We start from the raw sequence: 14,185 nt of genomic DNA, 5'->3' as shown, positions 1-14,185 counted from the left end.
CAGAAAGCCGAGACTCCATGACCCGCACCGTTGCCGACAAGCGCGCCGCCTTCCGCGCCCTCCACGAACAAGGCTGCTTCGTCATTCCCAACCCCTGGGACACCGGCAGCGCGCGCTACCTCGAAGGTTTGGGCTACCAGGCGCTGGCCACCACCAGCTCGGGCTTCGCGTGGTCGCAGGGCCATGCAGACGGCGCCATGTCGCGCGACCGGATCCTCGCGCACCTGCGTGAACTCGTGGCCGCCACCGACCTGCCGGTGAACGCCGACTTCGAGAATGGCTTCGCCGCCGACGCGCAGGGCGTGGCCGAGAGCGTGCGCCTCGCAGTCGAGACCGGCGTGGCGGGCCTGTCGATCGAGGATTCGACGGGCAATCCCGACGATCCGCTGTTTCCCATCGACGTCGCGGTCGAGCGCCTGCGCGCCGCGCGCCGGGCCATCGACGCCGCGGGCGGCGACACGCTGCTCGTTGGCCGCGCCGAAAACTTCTTTGCCAACCGTCCCGATCTCGACGACGCCATCGCGCGCCTGCGTGCGTACGCCGAGGCCGGCGCCGACTGCCTCTACGCGCCCGGCATCAAGACGCGCGAGCAGATCGCCGCCGTGGTGGCCGCCGTCGCGCCCAAGCCGGTCAACCTGCTGGTCGGCGCGACCAGCGATCTCACGATGGCGGACATCGCCGCGCTCGGCGTGCGCCGCGTCAGCGTGGGCGGCGGCATGGCGCGCGCGGCCTGGGGCGGCTTCATCCGCGCCGCGCGCACGCTGGCCGAGCAGGGCCGCTTCGACGGCTTTGCCGATGCCACGCCGGGCGCTGAACTCAATGCTTTCTTCCGTCCGTTCGCCGATTAGTTTCATCGTCGTGGATGCGTTGCTCGCCGAGGTCCGCGCCTGCCGTGCGTGCGAGGCTTATTTGCCGCTCGGGCCGCGCCCGATCGTGCAGGCGAGTGCGAGCGCGCGGCTGCTGATCGTCGGCCAGGCGCCCAGCCTCACGGTGCACCAGACCGGCGTGCCGTGGAACGACAAGAGCGGCGACCAGCTGCGCCGCTGGCTCGGCATCGACCGCGAAGTGTTCTACGACGCGTCGCGCATCGCGATCGTGCCCATGGGCTATTGCTACCCGGGCCGTGGCAAGAGCGGTGACCTGCCGCCGCGCAAGGAATGCGCCGCGCTGTGGCACGAGAAGCTGTTCGCGCAGATGCAGCAGGTGGAACTGACGCTGCTCATCGGCCAGTACGCGCAGCGCCACTTTCTCGGCAAGCGTGCGCGCGGGGGCGTGACGGAAACGGTCGAAGCTTTCGCGGACTACGCGCCGCGCTTCGTCCCGCTGCCGCATCCGTCACCGCGCAACACGGGTTGGCTCAAGCACCACCCGTGGTTCGAGAGCGATGTATTGCCGGTGCTGCGTGAACGAGTGCGATCGACGCTATTGGGTCAAGTCGGAGCCGAATTGCTACGACCATGAGAATACTGAGTCGCCCAATTCTGTTGGGAGGCTATTTTTCTTCAAATGTTCGAACGCACAACGTCCTCGCAACTTAAGCACTATGGAAAAACTCGCGGAATTCTTCGTCCAGAACGCTACCACCGACAAGATGTGGATAGCGTTTCTTGCGCTCGCGATCTACTACGTCCTGAAGAAGGAACCGTTCAAGGTTTTCGAGCACTTCTCCCAGAAGCAGGAAAAGGAGCACACGCTTGCAAAGGAGCTTCTTGAAACAGGGAGGCTGACAAAGGATGCCAATGAATTTCTTCGCGAGCATCTCGAACACTACGCCTTCAAGCGCTACTACGGCATCTCGGCTGATGCAGAGATGCGCATTGCGTTAGTGAAATTTCAGAAGAAGCATCAACGGGAGATTTCTTGGGCGCAACTTCGACGGGCGTACACGAACATCAAGCTGAGTGACACGAAGTTGGAAGCAAGGCTTGGGTGGATCGATCACGCATTCAGGTGGTTTGTCACGATACTTTGCTGGGCCACCGGAGGATATGCGCTGGTTGTCATTGGTCTTGCCGCCTATGCGGGCTCCCAATTCGGGCGATTGCAGTTCTTTGGTCTCACCATAGTCGCGCTCATGCTGCTGCTCGCGGCCATGTTCTTTTCAAGCATGAATTGGCCGTATCACAACACTCGCGCGATCATGAAGCTTCTGAAGAAAGAGAAGTAGGTGAACCTGTCTTTCCACGAACAGTTCTGTGGTGATGCCTCCAAGTGGAGTTCCTTGATCGCGTGGCCCAGCACAGAGCACATACAAGCAGGCCAAAAATGCCAGCTCTTTGAGCTCAGTTCAGGAGGCTTCATTCGGGTCTCGGCCCTTTTCTTGGCAAGAGGGCGGTGCGCCGGGCCGACGGCCGCCGCGGCGGCTTCGCCTCCAGCACCAGTTCGGCCGGCAGCGCATCGTTCCACGACTCGGTGAAGTAGGCGCGGTCGCTCGGCACCAGCTGCGGCAGCACCTCGCGCAGCAGGCCCAGCGAGTGCTCGGCCGCCTTCAGGTCGCCCGCGTGCGCCGCGTACCACGCGTGCTCGAACAGCAGGCTGCCCTGCTGCAAGCCGGGGTATCGGCGTCGGCCTGCCTCGTGATCGGCCAGCCGCGCCTGTGCCACATCGACCCAGCGCGCGGGCCAGTTGGCGGCGTCGAAGGCATCGGCGAGCGGACCCGCGAGCTTCGAGATCGCGGACGGATCGAGCGGCTTCTGTGCGCGGAACTGCGCGAGCGTGGGTTGCGTGTCGGGCCGGCAGTGGCCGCGTGCGATGCGCATCAGGTAGATCGCGTTCCATGCCGAGCGGCCCTGGCCGTCGGTGTGGCCGCACAGCCATTCGCTGAAGGCGATCCACTGCACCGCGCGGCGCGTGGTGTCGGCCCGGTGGCCGTCGTGCGCGAGCGCCGGCAGGTCTCCCAGGCCCACGCGGTCGAACAGCCACGCGGCCATGCCCATGTTGGCGGCCACGTGCTGCGCGGCATCGAAGGAGTGCGATTCGAAGGCTGCCGCCAGTGCTTCGCCGAAGCGCTGCAGCGACTCTTCGGCGAGCGCCGCAGCGGCCGACCGGTCGTCGGTGGCCTGTGCGAGGGCGCGCGAGCGGCAGGCCAGCGCCCACAGGTTGCACCACTCGAAGCGCACGTCGGGGTGGTGGCGCAGCACCAGCGCGCGCGCCGGGTCTTGCGCCATGCCGCCCAGCAGCGACTGCGCCAGCGGCAGGTCGCGCGCGGTGTAGGCGCACCACGCCGAGACGATGCACTCCATCGCGCCGAGGTAGTCGTTGCCCGCCACATGGTGCGCGAGCCTTTGCTTCTTGAGCGCCTGCAGCCGGCGGCGCGCCTGCTCGTTGTCGCCGAGCCGGCGCCACAACATCGCCTCGTTGAGGGTGACCAGCGCGCGCTGGAAGTCGCTGGCGGCCAGCGTACCGGCCAGGCGGATGGTTTCGAGCGCGCTGCCTGCGCCGTTGCCCCCCGCCACGGGCGACATCAGCCGGCCTTGCCGCGCGGCCTGCTGCGAGGCGACCAGCTGCTTCCAGAAGGCGGCGTCCTGCAGGTGCACGGCGTCGGGCGGCGTGATCGTGCCGGCGGCCTGCGCCTTGCGCGAACGCAGGCCGAGGAACGACGCCACCTCGGCGGCGGTCGCCGGGCGGTTGTCCACGAGCAGGCGCAGGCGCTTGGCCTGCGCGGCCGGCAGCCAGAACGGACCCTGGCTGCGCCGCTCGGCGTTGAGAAAGCGCGGCTCGCGCTGCAGGTCTTCGCCCCAGCCAACCTCCAGGCCCCAGGCCTTGAAGTCGCGGAACGCACGGCTCACGACCATGCGCAGCGTGCTGGCGTCGGACACCTCGCCGCGCAGGTCGGCCAGCCGCACGACGCCGCTGCCGCCGCCATGGGCATGGGCGTGCTGCATGCGCACCAGCAGCCACAGCGACTGGAAGGCCGCGCGCCGTCCGTCGACGGACTGCGGCGAGGTGAGTTCGATGGAAAGAAGGGCAGGGGTGGCAGAGGAGGGCACGCCCCGGATTGAACCTCAAATCGCGCGCGCCTTCCTGAAGAAAGCGTGCGCAGGGCTCGGCGAATCAGTAGCGGTGCCGGTCGATCAGCTCGGGCACTTCGCTGCGGCCGATGCCCAGGTCGCGCAGGTCGTGGTCGCTCATGCCCGCCAGCAATTGCACGTCGTCGCGAGCGCGGCGGCGTGTCACGGCGCGGCGGCGCCAGTCGTGCAGGGCGTGCAACAGGCGTTGATGAAAAGACGGTGGCTTCGGCGCGGTCACGGTGGGCTCCTGGTAGGGGAGCGCTCATCTTCCGGCGGCGCGTGCTATTGTGGAAGTTGAGATTTCTGACACCTTCAATCAGCATTTCTGATGCGACAGCTCAACCTCGACCAACTGCGCACCTTCATCGCGATCGCCGACCTGGGCACCTTCTCGGCGGCGGCCAAGGCGCTGCACCTCGCGCAGCCGACGGTAAGCCTGCACATCAGCGAACTCGAATCGCGCCTGGGCGCACCGCTCGTGGTGCGCGGCAGCCGCCGCGTGCTTCCCACGCCGGCCGGTGCGGCGCTGGTGGAGCGCGGGCGCAAGCTGTTGCGCGACACCGACGACGCGGTGGAGGCCGTCAAGCGCCAGGCCGAGGGCCGCACGGGCCGCGTGCGGCTGGGCACTTCGACCGGCGTGCTGGTCGACCTGCTGCCGCAGGTGCTCGAGGCGCTGGGGGCGGAGCACGCGGGCATCGACGTCGAGGTGAGCATCCGCGGCTCTTACGAGGCCATGGAGCGGCTCGCGGCCGGCACGCTCGACATCGGCCTGGTCGCCATCCCGCAGCCGCCGGTGCGTGGCATCGTGGTCACGCCGTGGTGCGAGCAGCCCATGATGGCGTTCGTGCCGCAGCGCTGGAAGGCGCCGAAGCGCGTCACGCCAGCGTGGCTCGCGGCGCAGCCGCTGATCTTCAACGAGGCAACCACGCACATGTACCGCCTCACGATGGAGTGGTTTGCCGCCGCCGGTTTTGCGCCGCGCGCGCGCATCGAACTCAACTACGACGCGGCCATCCGCAGCCTCGTGGCGGCGGGCTATGGCGCCGCACTGTTGCCGCTGCAGAAGTCCACCGACATGGCGCGCAACGACCGCATGCAGGTCGTGCCGGTGACGCCCAAGCTCACGCGCCGCGTGGGCATCGCGCACCGCCAGCATGCCGTGCTCGACGGTGCCACGCAGAGCGTGCTGAAGGTGCTGACGGGCTTTCGCCAGCTCTGAGTGCGGTCAGCCCGGCCCGGGCTTGTTACTGCGCGTGCCCAGCGAGAGGATCTCGTTGGCGTTGACGATGGCCGCGGCAATGTCTTCCATGGTGGTGCGCTTGCTCATGGCCTGTTCGCGGATCAGGTCGTGCGCCTGGCCTTCCGACACGTCGTGCGTCTTCATGAGGATGGCCTTGGCCTCGGCCAGTTGGCGCACGCCGAGCAGCTTGGCTTCGGTCTTGCGCAGGCGCCGCGCGAGCGAGCGGCTTTCCTTGTGCGCTTCGCGCGCGACCACCAGCGCCGATAGCAGCCCGAACGATCGCACCGGAGACGGCAGCACGGCCTTGGCGCGGATCTCGAGCACGGCCTCGACGATGGTCGGGTTCTCGTAGGTCACGACGGCAATGACGGCGGGAGCGTCCTCGCTCTGGGTCCATTCGAAGCGCAGGTTGATCAAGTCGGGCTGCACGGCCATGAAGGCCACGTCGATGCCCTCGGGCAGGTGCTGCACGGGCGGCCAGAAGGCCTGCACCTGGCAGCCGATGCGCTGCAGTTGCTGGGTGAGCTGACGGCCGTCCGCGTCGTCGGGGTGAATCACCGCGATCTTCAGCAGCCGCAGCTCCTTGAGCTGTGGTGGCGTCACCCGCAGGGTGTGTCGCTTGGGGGCGTTGCCGTCCACGCTCAGGCCTTTCGCGCGACGTGGGGGAACGCAGGCGTTCCAGGAGTGCAGGCCGTCATCCTAGAGCTCCAGCGTGTCGAGCTTAGCCGTCCAGTCGCCCAGGGAATGGGTGACGAGGTACGGGTCCGGGTACACCGCGCGCGTGGCCTGCCGGACGATGGTGAACTGCCCCTGCGCATCGACCCGGCCGATGCGCGGATACAGACAGGTGTGGTGGTTGGTCGGGTCGATCTTCACGCGGCCCTGTGGTGCATCGAACTCGCTGCCCAGAATGTGCGGCAGGATCTCCGCGATGCCGTCCGTGCCCGCCTGCCGGAAGGCGTTGGCGAAGATGTGCATCTGGAAGTACGAGGCCTCCCAGCACAGGTTGGGCACGCAGCCGTCGCCGAAACGCGCGCGCAGCCGCGCCAGGCAGCGCTGGTTGGCCGGCGAATCGATCGACTGGAAATACGGCGCCGCCGTGAAGTGGCCCGTGGCCACGCCGGGGCCCATCTGCGAGATCTCGGCTTCCGAGGTCGTGAGGCTCGAGATGGGCATCGTCTTCGGATCGAAGCCCGCCTCGGCATACGCGCGGTAGAGGCTCGCGGTCGAGTCACCCACCACCGTCGAGAAGATGAAGTCCGGCCGCTTGTCGCGGATGTCATCCATGATCGCGCGGTAGTCCTTCTCGGTGGCGTCGAGTGCCACGTAGCGTTCGCCGAGTTTCTCGCTGCCGGGACGCTGCATCACCAGCTCGCCCATGATGCGGTTCGATTCGTAGGGGTAGATGTAGTCGGAGCCGATCAGGTACACGCGCGCGCCGAAGTTCGTGGTCATGAACTCGGCCAGCTGCACGCTGTTCTGGTTGGGCGCCGCGCCGGTGTAGATCACGTTGCCCGAGTACTCGAAGCCTTCGTACAGCGTGGGATAGAACAGCAGCTTGTTCCACTTCTCGACCACCGGGATCACGGCCTTGCGGCTGCTCGACATGTAGCAGCCGAAGATCACGTTCACGCGGTCCTGCACGATGAGCTTTTCGGCCAGCTGGGCGTAGCGCACGGGGTTCGATTGCGGGTCGTAGCGCACGCCCACGAGCTCGCGGCCATCGACGCCGCCGGCCGCATTGATTTCCTCGATGGCCAGCAGCGCGCCCTGCAGCTGCGACAGGCCGATGGTCGAGGTGACGCCGGTCTCGGAATACAGAATGCCGACGCGAAGAGGGTCCCTGTCAGCCACTGGGGTGTCTCCTGGATGTGTGGGCCCTCATTGTGTGCTTCTCCCTGGCTTTCTTCCGTCGTTCGGTCAATGGGCGGCGGCCAGCCGCGTGCTCATGCGGGCCAGCCGCGCCGGCAGGCTGCGCGCGTCGTCGGCGATGCAATAGTTGCGCCAGCCGAAGATGCGCCGCACGTACGCGTCGGCCGCGCCGTCCACCGCGATGCAGGCGCTGCGCACGCCGACGTCGCGCGCCTCGGCCACGGCCTGGCGGGCGTCTTCGATGAGGTACTTCGGGTCGTGCACATCGATGTCCGACGGCGCACCGTCGGTCACCAGCAGGATCGCGCGCGGCCCCGTGGGCTCGGCCTGCAGATGCGAGGCCGCATGGCGCAGCGCGGCGCCCATGCGCGTCGAGTAGCGCCCGCGCACCGCGCTGATCATGGCGCGCGAGGGCGGGGCGAGCGGCTGGCCGAATTCGAGCAGGCGGTAGTAGTACACCTCGGCGCGCGTGTTCGACGAGAAGCCGTGGATGGCGAGCCGGTCGATGCCGCGGGCGTTCGAGGCGGCGAGCAGCAGCGCAGCCTGTTTCTCCAGGTCGAGCAGCGAAACGGCGCCATCGCCGTGGCCCGCGTCGTTGGCCGATTCCGACAGGTCGAGCAGCACCAGCACGCTCGATGGGCGCGGCCCCTTGCCGGGTCGCATGAACAGCCGCGCATCGGGCCGCAGGCGCAGGCGGCGATCGACCAGCACCTCGATGGCCGCGTTCAGGTCGATGTCGTCGCCTTCCCACTGGCGGCGCAGGCGGTGCGTGCGGTCGAGGTGGCGTGCGCGGGGCAGGGCGAGCGGCACGATGCGCCCGCCGCCAGCCGCTCCCGAAGTGCCTGCCGCGCCCAGGCCCTGCCACGCGGGCAGCTTCTCGATCACCGTGCACCAGTCGGGGCGCAGGCGCTCCTGCGTGCGGTCCCATTCGGGGTAGGTGTAGCGGCCGAGCTCCATGTCGGCGATGCCTTCGGGTGGGGCTTCGTTGCCTTCGTTCGGTGCCTTGGAAGGTGGCGGTGGTCGCACGCCCGTCTGCTGCAGCGCGATGGCGTCGTCGGGTGGTGTCTCGGCCTCGCCGAAATCCCACAGGTAGCTGTTGTCGTCGCGCCAGGGCGCGGGCACGGCGTACTCCTGCGGCTCGAAGCGCACGCGCATCTGGCCGAGGTCGTTGGCGAGGATCGAGGCGATGGCGCGGAAGGCGTCGTAGTCCTCCAGCCCCGCGCGCGCGACGGTCTCGTCGAACAGGCGGCGCGCCTTGTTCACCCAGTGGTTGTCGTCCTGCGCATCGGCTAGCAGCAGCAAGCGGTCCATGCGTGCGACCAGCGCGGCAAAGCGCAGATCCAGCGGATCGGGCGCGGGCGGAAGCCCGGCAGTGAACCAGCCATGCAGGCCGGGAAAGTCGCGGCACAGCAGCCGCTCGACGCGCGCGTCTTCGAGCGCCGAGACGATGGCGATGCCCATCGGCTTGAGCATGCGCGCCGGCCGCGCAGGCGTTGAATAACGCAGGTGCGCGACCGCATGCGCCACCATCGCGCGGTGCAGGCGCACGGCCTCGTCACCCTCGGGCAACAGCAGCCGGCGGCCCGTGAGCACGGCGCGTGCGCCGGCCAGCGGCTGCACGTCGACATCGATGCCGGCCAGCCCGCGGGCCAGCAGCGAGAGGGCGCCATGCGCGTCGGTCATCCGAACTGCGCCTCGACAAAGCCTTGCAGCGCGCTCGCCATGTCGGGGTCGTCGGTGAGCGCGCGCGTCATCGTCATGTCGCAGCTGTCGCGCGGCGACACACCGTCGCGGATCAGCACGCCCGCGTAGATCAGCATGCGCGTCGACACGCCCTCGTCGAGCCCGCGGTGCTTGAGCTCGCGCGAGCAGTGCGCAATGGCCACCAGCTTCGCGGCGAGCGCGGGGTCGACGCCGGCCTCGTGCGCGACGATCTGCGCTTCGAGCGCGCCGTCGGGGTAGTCGAACTCCAGCGCGGCGAAGCGCTGGCGCGTCGACGGCTTCATGTCCTTCGCGCTGCTCTGGTAGCCGGGGTTGTACGACACCACGAGCTGGAAGTCGGGGTGCGCGCGCACCAGCTCGCCCTTCTTGTCGAGCGGCAGGATGCGTCGCGCATCGGTCAGCGGGTGGATCACCACGGTGGTGTCCTGCCGCGCCTCGACCACCTCGTCGAGGTAGCAGATGCCGCCGTGGCGTACCGCAAGCGTCAGCGGGCCGTCGTGCCAGGCCGTGCCATTCGCATCGAGCAGGTAGCGCCCGACGAGGTCCGACGCCGTCATGTCCTCGTTGCACGCGAGCGTGACCAGCGGCCGCCCGAGCGACCACGCCATGTGCTCCACGAAGCGCGTCTTGCCGCAGCCGGTGGGCCCTTTCAGGATCAGCGGCATGCGGTGGCGATAGGCATGCCGATACAGCGCGACTTCATTGCTTGCCGGCCGGTAGAAGGGCTCGGTCTCGATGCGGTAGCTGGCGAGCGGGTCGCGGACGGGGGCGTTCATGGCGTGGGACTGTCCCTTTTTTCAGCGGTGCTTCGCCGGTTCGTTCGGAATGCCCTCGATCGGGCATTCGGGCGTCCCCACCGTGCTGCGCGTGAACGACTCCACCATCTCGCGCGTGCCCTCGGGGTCGTTGATCCACTGCGTGTAGAAGTTGTAGGGGCAGGCCGCCACGCCCTTGTCGCCGTCGCCGGAGTTGATGGTGCCGGTGTAGCCGCGGTGTACCAGCTTGAACAGGTGGTTCTGCGACTGGCCGTTCTTGCGCGCGTCGCGGATCAGGCCCATCGACAGCTCGGCGTAGTTGATGCCCATCTCTTCCTCGCCGCATTCGCCGAGCGTGCGGCCGTCGAAGCCGATGAGCGCCGAGTGGCCGAAGTACGAGTACACGCCGTCGAAGCCGGCCGCGTTGGCCACCGCCACGTAGGTGTTGTTCATGAAGGCCATGGCTTTCGACACCATGATCTGCTGCTCCTTGGCCGGGTACATGTAGCCCTGGCAGCGGATGATGAGTTCGGCGCCGCGCATCGCGCAGTCGCGCCAGATCTCGGGGTAGTTGCCGTCGTCGCAGATGATCAGGCTCATCTTCATGCCCTTGGGGCCTTCGCTCACGTAGGTGCAGTCGCCCGGGTACCAGCCTTCGATGGGCACCCACGGCATGATCTTTCGGTACTTCTGGACGATCTCTCCCTGGTTGTTCATGAGGATCAGCGTGTTGTAGGGCGCCTTGTTCGGGTGCTCCTCGTGGCGCTCGCCGGTGAGCGAGAACACGCCCCACACGTTGGCGCGGCGGCAGGCGTCCGCGAAGATCGCGGTCTCCTCGCCGGGCACCGTGGCGGCGGTGTCGTACATCTCCTTCGAGTCGTACATGATCCCGTGCGTGGAGTACTCTGGAAAGATCACCAGGTCCATGCCCGGCAGGCCTTTCTTCATGCCGACCAGCATCTCGCCGATCTTGCGTGCGTTGTCCAGCACCTCGGCCTTGGTGTGCAGGCGGGGCATCTTGTAGTTGACGACCGCGACGCCAACGCAATCGTTGCTGCTCGAAATATCACCATGTCTCATGACGCTGCTCCTGAAGGGTGGTTGAAGGGAAAGAAGGAAGGGCTTACACGGTCAGGAAGGACCTGACCTTGTCCTGGTCGAGGCTCGCGCGTGCTTCGTCGTGCACGATGCGGCCGCGGTCGATGACGAGAAAGCGGTCGGCCAGGTCGAGTGCAAAGCTCAGCACCTGCTCCGACACCACGACGGCGAAGCCGCGCTCGGCGCGCAGCACGTTCAGCGTCTGCGCGATCTCCTTGATGATCGAAGGCTGGATGCCCTCGGTGGGTTCGTCGAGGATCAGCACCTTCGGCTCCGAGATGAGTGCGCGCGCAATCGCCAGCATCTGCTGCTGGCCGCCCGAGAGATTGCCGGCCTTGCGCTGCTTCATGTCCTTGAGCACGGGGAAGAAGGTGTAGAGGTACTCGGGCACCGTGCGGTGGCCCGACCGGGCGGCGCCCGAGAGGATGTTCTGCTCCACCGTGAGGAACGGAAACACCATGCGCCCCTGCGGCACGAAGGCCAGGCCCTGCGCCACGCGCTGGTAGCTGGGCAGCTTGGTGAGCTCGGCGCCGCCCAGGCGGATGTGGCCGCCGCGCGCGGGCAAGAGACCGATGAGCGACTTCAGCAAGGTGGTCTTGCCCATGCCGTTGCGGCCCATGATGGCGACCGCCTCGTCGGGCGCGACACGCAGCGACACATCGCGGATGACGTGCGATTCGCCATACGCCACGTTGAGTTCGGAGACTTCGAGCATCTGGATATCTCCTTTTCTCAATGGCCAAGGTACACGTCGATCACGCGCGGGTCGGCCTGCACTTCGGCGGCTGTGCCTTCGCTCAGCAACTTGCCCTGGTGCAGCACCGTGACGCGGTGCGCGATGCGCTTGACGAAGTCCATGTCGTGCTCGATCACGACCACCGACTTGCCCGCGGAGATGCGCCGCAGCAGGTCGCCCGTTTGCTCGCGCTCGCGCGGACTCATGCCCGCCACGGGCTCGTCGAGCAGCAGCAGCTCGGGCTCCTGCATGAGCAGCATCCCGATCTCGAGCCACTGCTTCTGCCCATGGCTGAGCTGCCCGGCGCGGTGGCCCAGGCGATCGGCCAGGAAGACCTGCTCGGCCATCGCGTCGATGCGCGCACGCACGGCGGGCGTGCGACGGAAGGTGAGCGACTGCAGCAGGCCGTGCATGCGCGGCAGCGAGATCTCGAAGTTCTCCAGCACCGTGAGGTCTTCGTAGACCGAGGGCGTCTGGAACTTGCGCCCCACGCCGGCGCGCACGATCTCGTACTCGTTCAGGCGGCCCAGGTCCTGGCCGTTGAACAGCACGCGGCCCGCGCTGGGTTTCGTCTTGCCGCAAACCATGTCGAGCAGCGTGGTCTTGCCCGCGCCGTTCGGCCCGATGATCACGCGCAGCTCGTTGCGCTCGACCGAGAGGCTGAGCCCGTCCACGGCCTTGAAGCCGTCGAAGGACACGGTGAGGTCTTCGATGCGCAGGATCTGCTCGTTCGACGGCGGCACCGCCGAAGCGGCCTGTGGCAGCCCCCCGTTGGGCATCGTCATCGTCGCGTTCATGGCGTCCCCTCCGCACCGCGTCGGCGCACGAGCTTCTCGCCCAGGCCCGCGAGCCCGTTCGGCATGGCCCACACCACGAGGATGAACACGGCGCCCAGCACGTACAGCCAGCCTTCGGGAAAGGTCTCCGACAGGTACGACTTGAGAAAGCCGATGAGCAGCGCGCCGATCACCGCCCCCGGAATCGACAGCCGGCCGCCGACCGCCGCGTAGATCACCATCTCGACCGAGGCCACGACGCCGATCACGCCCGGCGCGATCAGCCCCACCTGCAGGCTGTAGAACGCCCCACCAATGGCCGAGAGCACCGCGGCCACCGCGAACACGAAGGCCTTCATGTGCGCCGTGTTGTAGCCGCTGAAGCGCACGCGGTCTTCCTTGTCGCGGATGGCGATCAGCAGCTTGCCGAAGCGGCTGCGCACGATGGCCAGCGACACCATCATCACCAGCGCGATGGCCGCGACCTCGACGAAGTACATCGCGCGCCTGGCCTCGTCGGTCGCGATGTCCCAGCCCAGCAGCGTGCGGAAATCGGTGATGCCGTTGGCACCGCCGGTGTCGCCCTGCTGGCCGACCACCACCACCGTGAGCGTGAGCGCCAGCGACAGCGTGACGATCGCAAAGTACACGCCGCTCACGCGCCGCTTGAAGATCGCGTACGAGAACACATACGCCAGCACCGCGGGAATCACGAGGATGCCCACGATCGTCCAGCCCAGTGAATGGAAGGGCTGCCACCACGCGGGCAGCTGCTCGACGCTGCTCCACACCATGAAGTCCGGCAGCTCAGGCGCGGAGGCTTCGAGCTTGAGGAACATCGCCATCATGTAGCCGCCCAGCCCGAAGAACATGCCCTGGCCCAGGCTCAGCACGCCGCCGTAGCCCCAGGTGAGCACCACGCCCACCGCGACGAACGCGAAGGCCAGGTACTTGCTCACGAGGTTCAGGCGGAACGGGTCGAGCGTGAGCGGCAGCACCACCGCCAGCAGCACCAGCACGGCGAGCAGGGCACCGAGGTCGCGCTTGCGTTGAGGAGAAAGACCGTGCATGCCTCAGCTCCTCGATCGGGTGGCGAACAGGCCGTTGGGCCGGAAGTAGAGCACCGCGATCACCAGCAGCAGGATCGTGGCCTTGGCCATCGAGCCGCTCATGAGGTACTCGAGCCAGGTCTGCGACTGCGCAATGGCAAAGCCCGAGAGCGCGGTGCCGATGAGGCTCTGCGCGCCGCCGAACACCACCACGATGAACGAGTCGACGATGTACAACTGGCCTGTGCCGGGGTTGGTCGAGCCGATCATCGTGAACACCGAACCGGCGATGCCCGCCAGGCCCGAGCCCAGCGCGAAGGTCATCGCGTCGACACGGTGCGTGTCGATGCCCACTGCACCGGCGATGGCGCGGTTCTGCGTCACCGCGCGCACCTTCAGCCCCCATGGCGTGCGGTACAGCAGCAGGTACACGCCGACCGCGACCAGGGCCGTGAGCCCGACGATGAAGATGCGGTTCAGCGGAAGCTGGATGCCCGCCGTCGGCTCCCACGCCCCCGCCAGCCACGAAGCCAGCGGCACGCTCACTTCCTGCGCGCCGAAGATGGAGCGGTAGGCCTGCTGCAGCATGAGGCTCAGGCCCCAGGTGGCCAGCAGGGTGTCCAGCGGCCGGTCGTAGAAGAAGCGGATGAAGCCCCGTTCCAGCACATAGCCGAACGCGAAGGTCACGGCGAACGCGAACGGAATCGCGGCGAACAGGTACAGGTCCATGAAGCCCGGCGCGTAGTGCGCGAAGAAGCGCGCCGCCAGGTAGGTCATGTAGGCGCCCAGCGCCATCAGCTCGCCATGCGCCATGTTGATGACGCCCATCAGGCCGAACACGATGGCCAGCCCGAGCGCCATGAGCAGCAGGATGGTGAACAGGCTCACGCCGTTGAACACCTGCATCACCGCGATGTCGAAGTTCAT

15 protein-coding genes are annotated in these 14,185 nt (G+C 67.5%); 4 read left to right on the top strand and 11 right to left on the bottom strand.

What is annotated here, in order from left to right; genetic code table 11:
- Positions 1 to 17 precede the first annotated feature (17 nt).
- The 3 genes from ASD34_RS06580 to ASD34_RS06570 all read left to right on the top strand — a co-directional run bounded on the left by ASD34_RS06580 (position 18) and on the right by ASD34_RS06570 (position 2,167).
- Positions 18 to 848: an isocitrate lyase/PEP mutase family protein gene (locus tag ASD34_RS06580; RefSeq protein WP_056574561.1), complete on the top strand. Its 831-nt coding sequence runs from the start codon at positions 18 to 20 to the stop codon at positions 846 to 848.
- The gene (locus ASD34_RS06575; protein ID WP_056574558.1) at positions 820 to 1,461 is read left to right on the top strand and encodes a uracil-DNA glycosylase family protein; all 642 of its coding nucleotides are present in this window, start codon (positions 820 to 822) and stop codon (positions 1,459 to 1,461) included. Before ASD34_RS06580 ends, ASD34_RS06575 begins: the two co-directional genes overlap by 29 nt.
- Before the next feature lie 82 nt (positions 1,462 to 1,543).
- On the top strand, positions 1,544 to 2,167 hold the full coding sequence (locus ASD34_RS06570; RefSeq protein ID WP_056574555.1) for a hypothetical protein: 624 nt from the start codon (positions 1,544 to 1,546) through the stop codon (positions 2,165 to 2,167).
- Between the two features lie 130 nt (positions 2,168 to 2,297).
- Here the strand turns inward: ASD34_RS06570 and ASD34_RS06565 are convergent, their stop codons facing one another.
- Positions 2,298 to 3,989: a hypothetical protein gene (locus ASD34_RS06565; RefSeq protein ID WP_056574552.1), complete on the bottom strand. Its 1,692-nt coding sequence runs from the start codon at positions 3,987 to 3,989 to the stop codon at positions 2,298 to 2,300.
- A 64-nt stretch (positions 3,990 to 4,053) separates the two neighbouring features.
- The gene (locus tag ASD34_RS06560) at positions 4,054 to 4,248 is read right to left on the bottom strand and encodes a DUF1127 domain-containing protein (RefSeq protein WP_056574549.1); all 195 of its coding nucleotides are present in this window, start codon (positions 4,246 to 4,248) and stop codon (positions 4,054 to 4,056) included.
- 90 nt (positions 4,249 to 4,338) lie between these two features.
- On the opposite strand from ASD34_RS06560, the gene ASD34_RS06555 reads away from it, so the two are divergent.
- Positions 4,339 to 5,229, top strand: coding sequence for a LysR family transcriptional regulator (locus ASD34_RS06555; RefSeq protein WP_056574546.1), 891 nt, complete (start codon positions 4,339 to 4,341; stop codon positions 5,227 to 5,229).
- A 6-nt stretch (positions 5,230 to 5,235) separates the two neighbouring features.
- Here the strand turns inward: ASD34_RS06555 and ASD34_RS06550 are convergent, their stop codons facing one another.
- The 9 genes from ASD34_RS06550 to urtB all read right to left on the bottom strand — a co-directional run bounded on the left by ASD34_RS06550 (position 5,236) and on the right by urtB (position 14,185).
- On the bottom strand, positions 5,236 to 5,889 hold the full coding sequence (locus ASD34_RS06550) for an ANTAR domain-containing protein (protein WP_200937536.1): 654 nt from the start codon (positions 5,887 to 5,889) through the stop codon (positions 5,236 to 5,238).
- A gap of 60 nt (positions 5,890 to 5,949) precedes the next feature.
- Positions 5,950 to 7,104, bottom strand: a complete 1,155-nt coding sequence (locus tag ASD34_RS06545; protein WP_056574540.1) for a transporter substrate-binding domain-containing protein — start codon at positions 7,102 to 7,104, stop codon at positions 5,950 to 5,952.
- Between the two features lie 66 nt (positions 7,105 to 7,170).
- Entirely contained in the window at positions 7,171 to 8,805 is a 1,635-nt protein-coding gene (locus ASD34_RS06540; RefSeq protein ID WP_056574537.1) for a nitric oxide reductase activation protein NorD, read from the bottom strand.
- Entirely contained in the window at positions 8,802 to 9,620 is an 819-nt protein-coding gene (locus ASD34_RS06535) for a CbbQ/NirQ/NorQ/GpvN family protein (RefSeq protein WP_056574534.1), read from the bottom strand. Before ASD34_RS06535 ends, ASD34_RS06540 begins: the two co-directional genes overlap by 4 nt.
- A 21-nt stretch (positions 9,621 to 9,641) precedes the next feature.
- Positions 9,642 to 10,679: an aliphatic amidase gene (locus tag ASD34_RS06530; protein WP_056574532.1), complete on the bottom strand. Its 1,038-nt coding sequence runs from the start codon at positions 10,677 to 10,679 to the stop codon at positions 9,642 to 9,644.
- A 43-nt stretch (positions 10,680 to 10,722) separates the two neighbouring features.
- Positions 10,723 to 11,412, bottom strand: coding sequence for an urea ABC transporter ATP-binding subunit UrtE (urtE, locus tag ASD34_RS06525; protein ID WP_056574529.1), 690 nt, complete (start codon positions 11,410 to 11,412; stop codon positions 10,723 to 10,725).
- A gap of 17 nt (positions 11,413 to 11,429) precedes the next feature.
- Positions 11,430 to 12,212 carry an urea ABC transporter ATP-binding protein UrtD gene (urtD, locus tag ASD34_RS06520; protein ID WP_056575354.1) on the bottom strand — a complete coding sequence of 261 codons (783 nt, stop codon included), beginning with the start codon at positions 12,210 to 12,212 and terminating at the stop codon, positions 11,430 to 11,432.
- Positions 12,213 to 12,226: 14 nt separating this feature from the next.
- Positions 12,227 to 13,279 (bottom strand): urea ABC transporter permease subunit UrtC, encoded by a 1,053-nt coding sequence (gene urtC / locus ASD34_RS06515; protein ID WP_056574527.1) that lies wholly within the window; start codon positions 13,277 to 13,279, stop codon positions 12,227 to 12,229.
- Between the two features lie 3 nt (positions 13,280 to 13,282).
- Complete coding sequence (gene urtB / locus ASD34_RS06510) at positions 13,283 to 14,185, bottom strand: urea ABC transporter permease subunit UrtB (protein WP_056574524.1); 903 nt, start codon at positions 14,183 to 14,185, stop codon at positions 13,283 to 13,285.

The organism is Variovorax sp. Root473 (assembly GCF_001426505.1).
In the GTDB taxonomy this organism is placed as follows: domain Bacteria; phylum Pseudomonadota; class Gammaproteobacteria; order Burkholderiales; family Burkholderiaceae_C; genus Variovorax.
The sequence above is the reverse complement of the archived record's forward strand: the minus strand, read 5'-3'. Positions and strand labels throughout refer to the sequence as shown.

What these genes read in the sequence shown, in the direction of transcription:
- ASD34_RS06580 (WP_056574561.1), top strand. Translation starts at nt 18, where the DNA reads ATGACCCGCACCGTTGCCGACAAGCGCGCCGCCTTCCGCGCCCTCCAC.
- ASD34_RS06575 (WP_056574558.1), top strand. Translation starts at nt 820, where the DNA reads ATGCTTTCTTCCGTCCGTTCGCCGATTAGTTTCATCGTCGTGGATGCG.
- ASD34_RS06570 (WP_056574555.1), top strand. Translation starts at nt 1,544, where the DNA reads ATGGAAAAACTCGCGGAATTCTTCGTCCAGAACGCTACCACCGACAAG.
- ASD34_RS06555 (WP_056574546.1), top strand. Translation starts at nt 4,339, where the DNA reads ATGCGACAGCTCAACCTCGACCAACTGCGCACCTTCATCGCGATCGCC.
- ASD34_RS06540 (WP_056574537.1), bottom strand. Translation starts at nt 8,805, where the DNA reads ATGACCGACGCGCATGGCGCCCTCTCGCTGCTGGCCCGCGGGCTGGCC.
- ASD34_RS06535 (WP_056574534.1), bottom strand. Translation starts at nt 9,620, where the DNA reads ATGAACGCCCCCGTCCGCGACCCGCTCGCCAGCTACCGCATCGAGACC.
- ASD34_RS06530 (WP_056574532.1), bottom strand. Translation starts at nt 10,679, where the DNA reads ATGAGACATGGTGATATTTCGAGCAGCAACGATTGCGTTGGCGTCGCG.
- urtE (WP_056574529.1), bottom strand. Translation starts at nt 11,412, where the DNA reads ATGCTCGAAGTCTCCGAACTCAACGTGGCGTATGGCGAATCGCACGTC.
- urtD (WP_056575354.1), bottom strand. Translation starts at nt 12,212, where the DNA reads ATGCCCAACGGGGGGCTGCCACAGGCCGCTTCGGCGGTGCCGCCGTCG.
- urtC (WP_056574527.1), bottom strand. Translation starts at nt 13,279, where the DNA reads ATGCACGGTCTTTCTCCTCAACGCAAGCGCGACCTCGGTGCCCTGCTC.
- urtB (WP_056574524.1), bottom strand. Translation starts at nt 14,185, where the DNA reads ATGAACTTCGACATCGCGGTGATGCAGGTGTTCAACGGCGTGAGCCTG.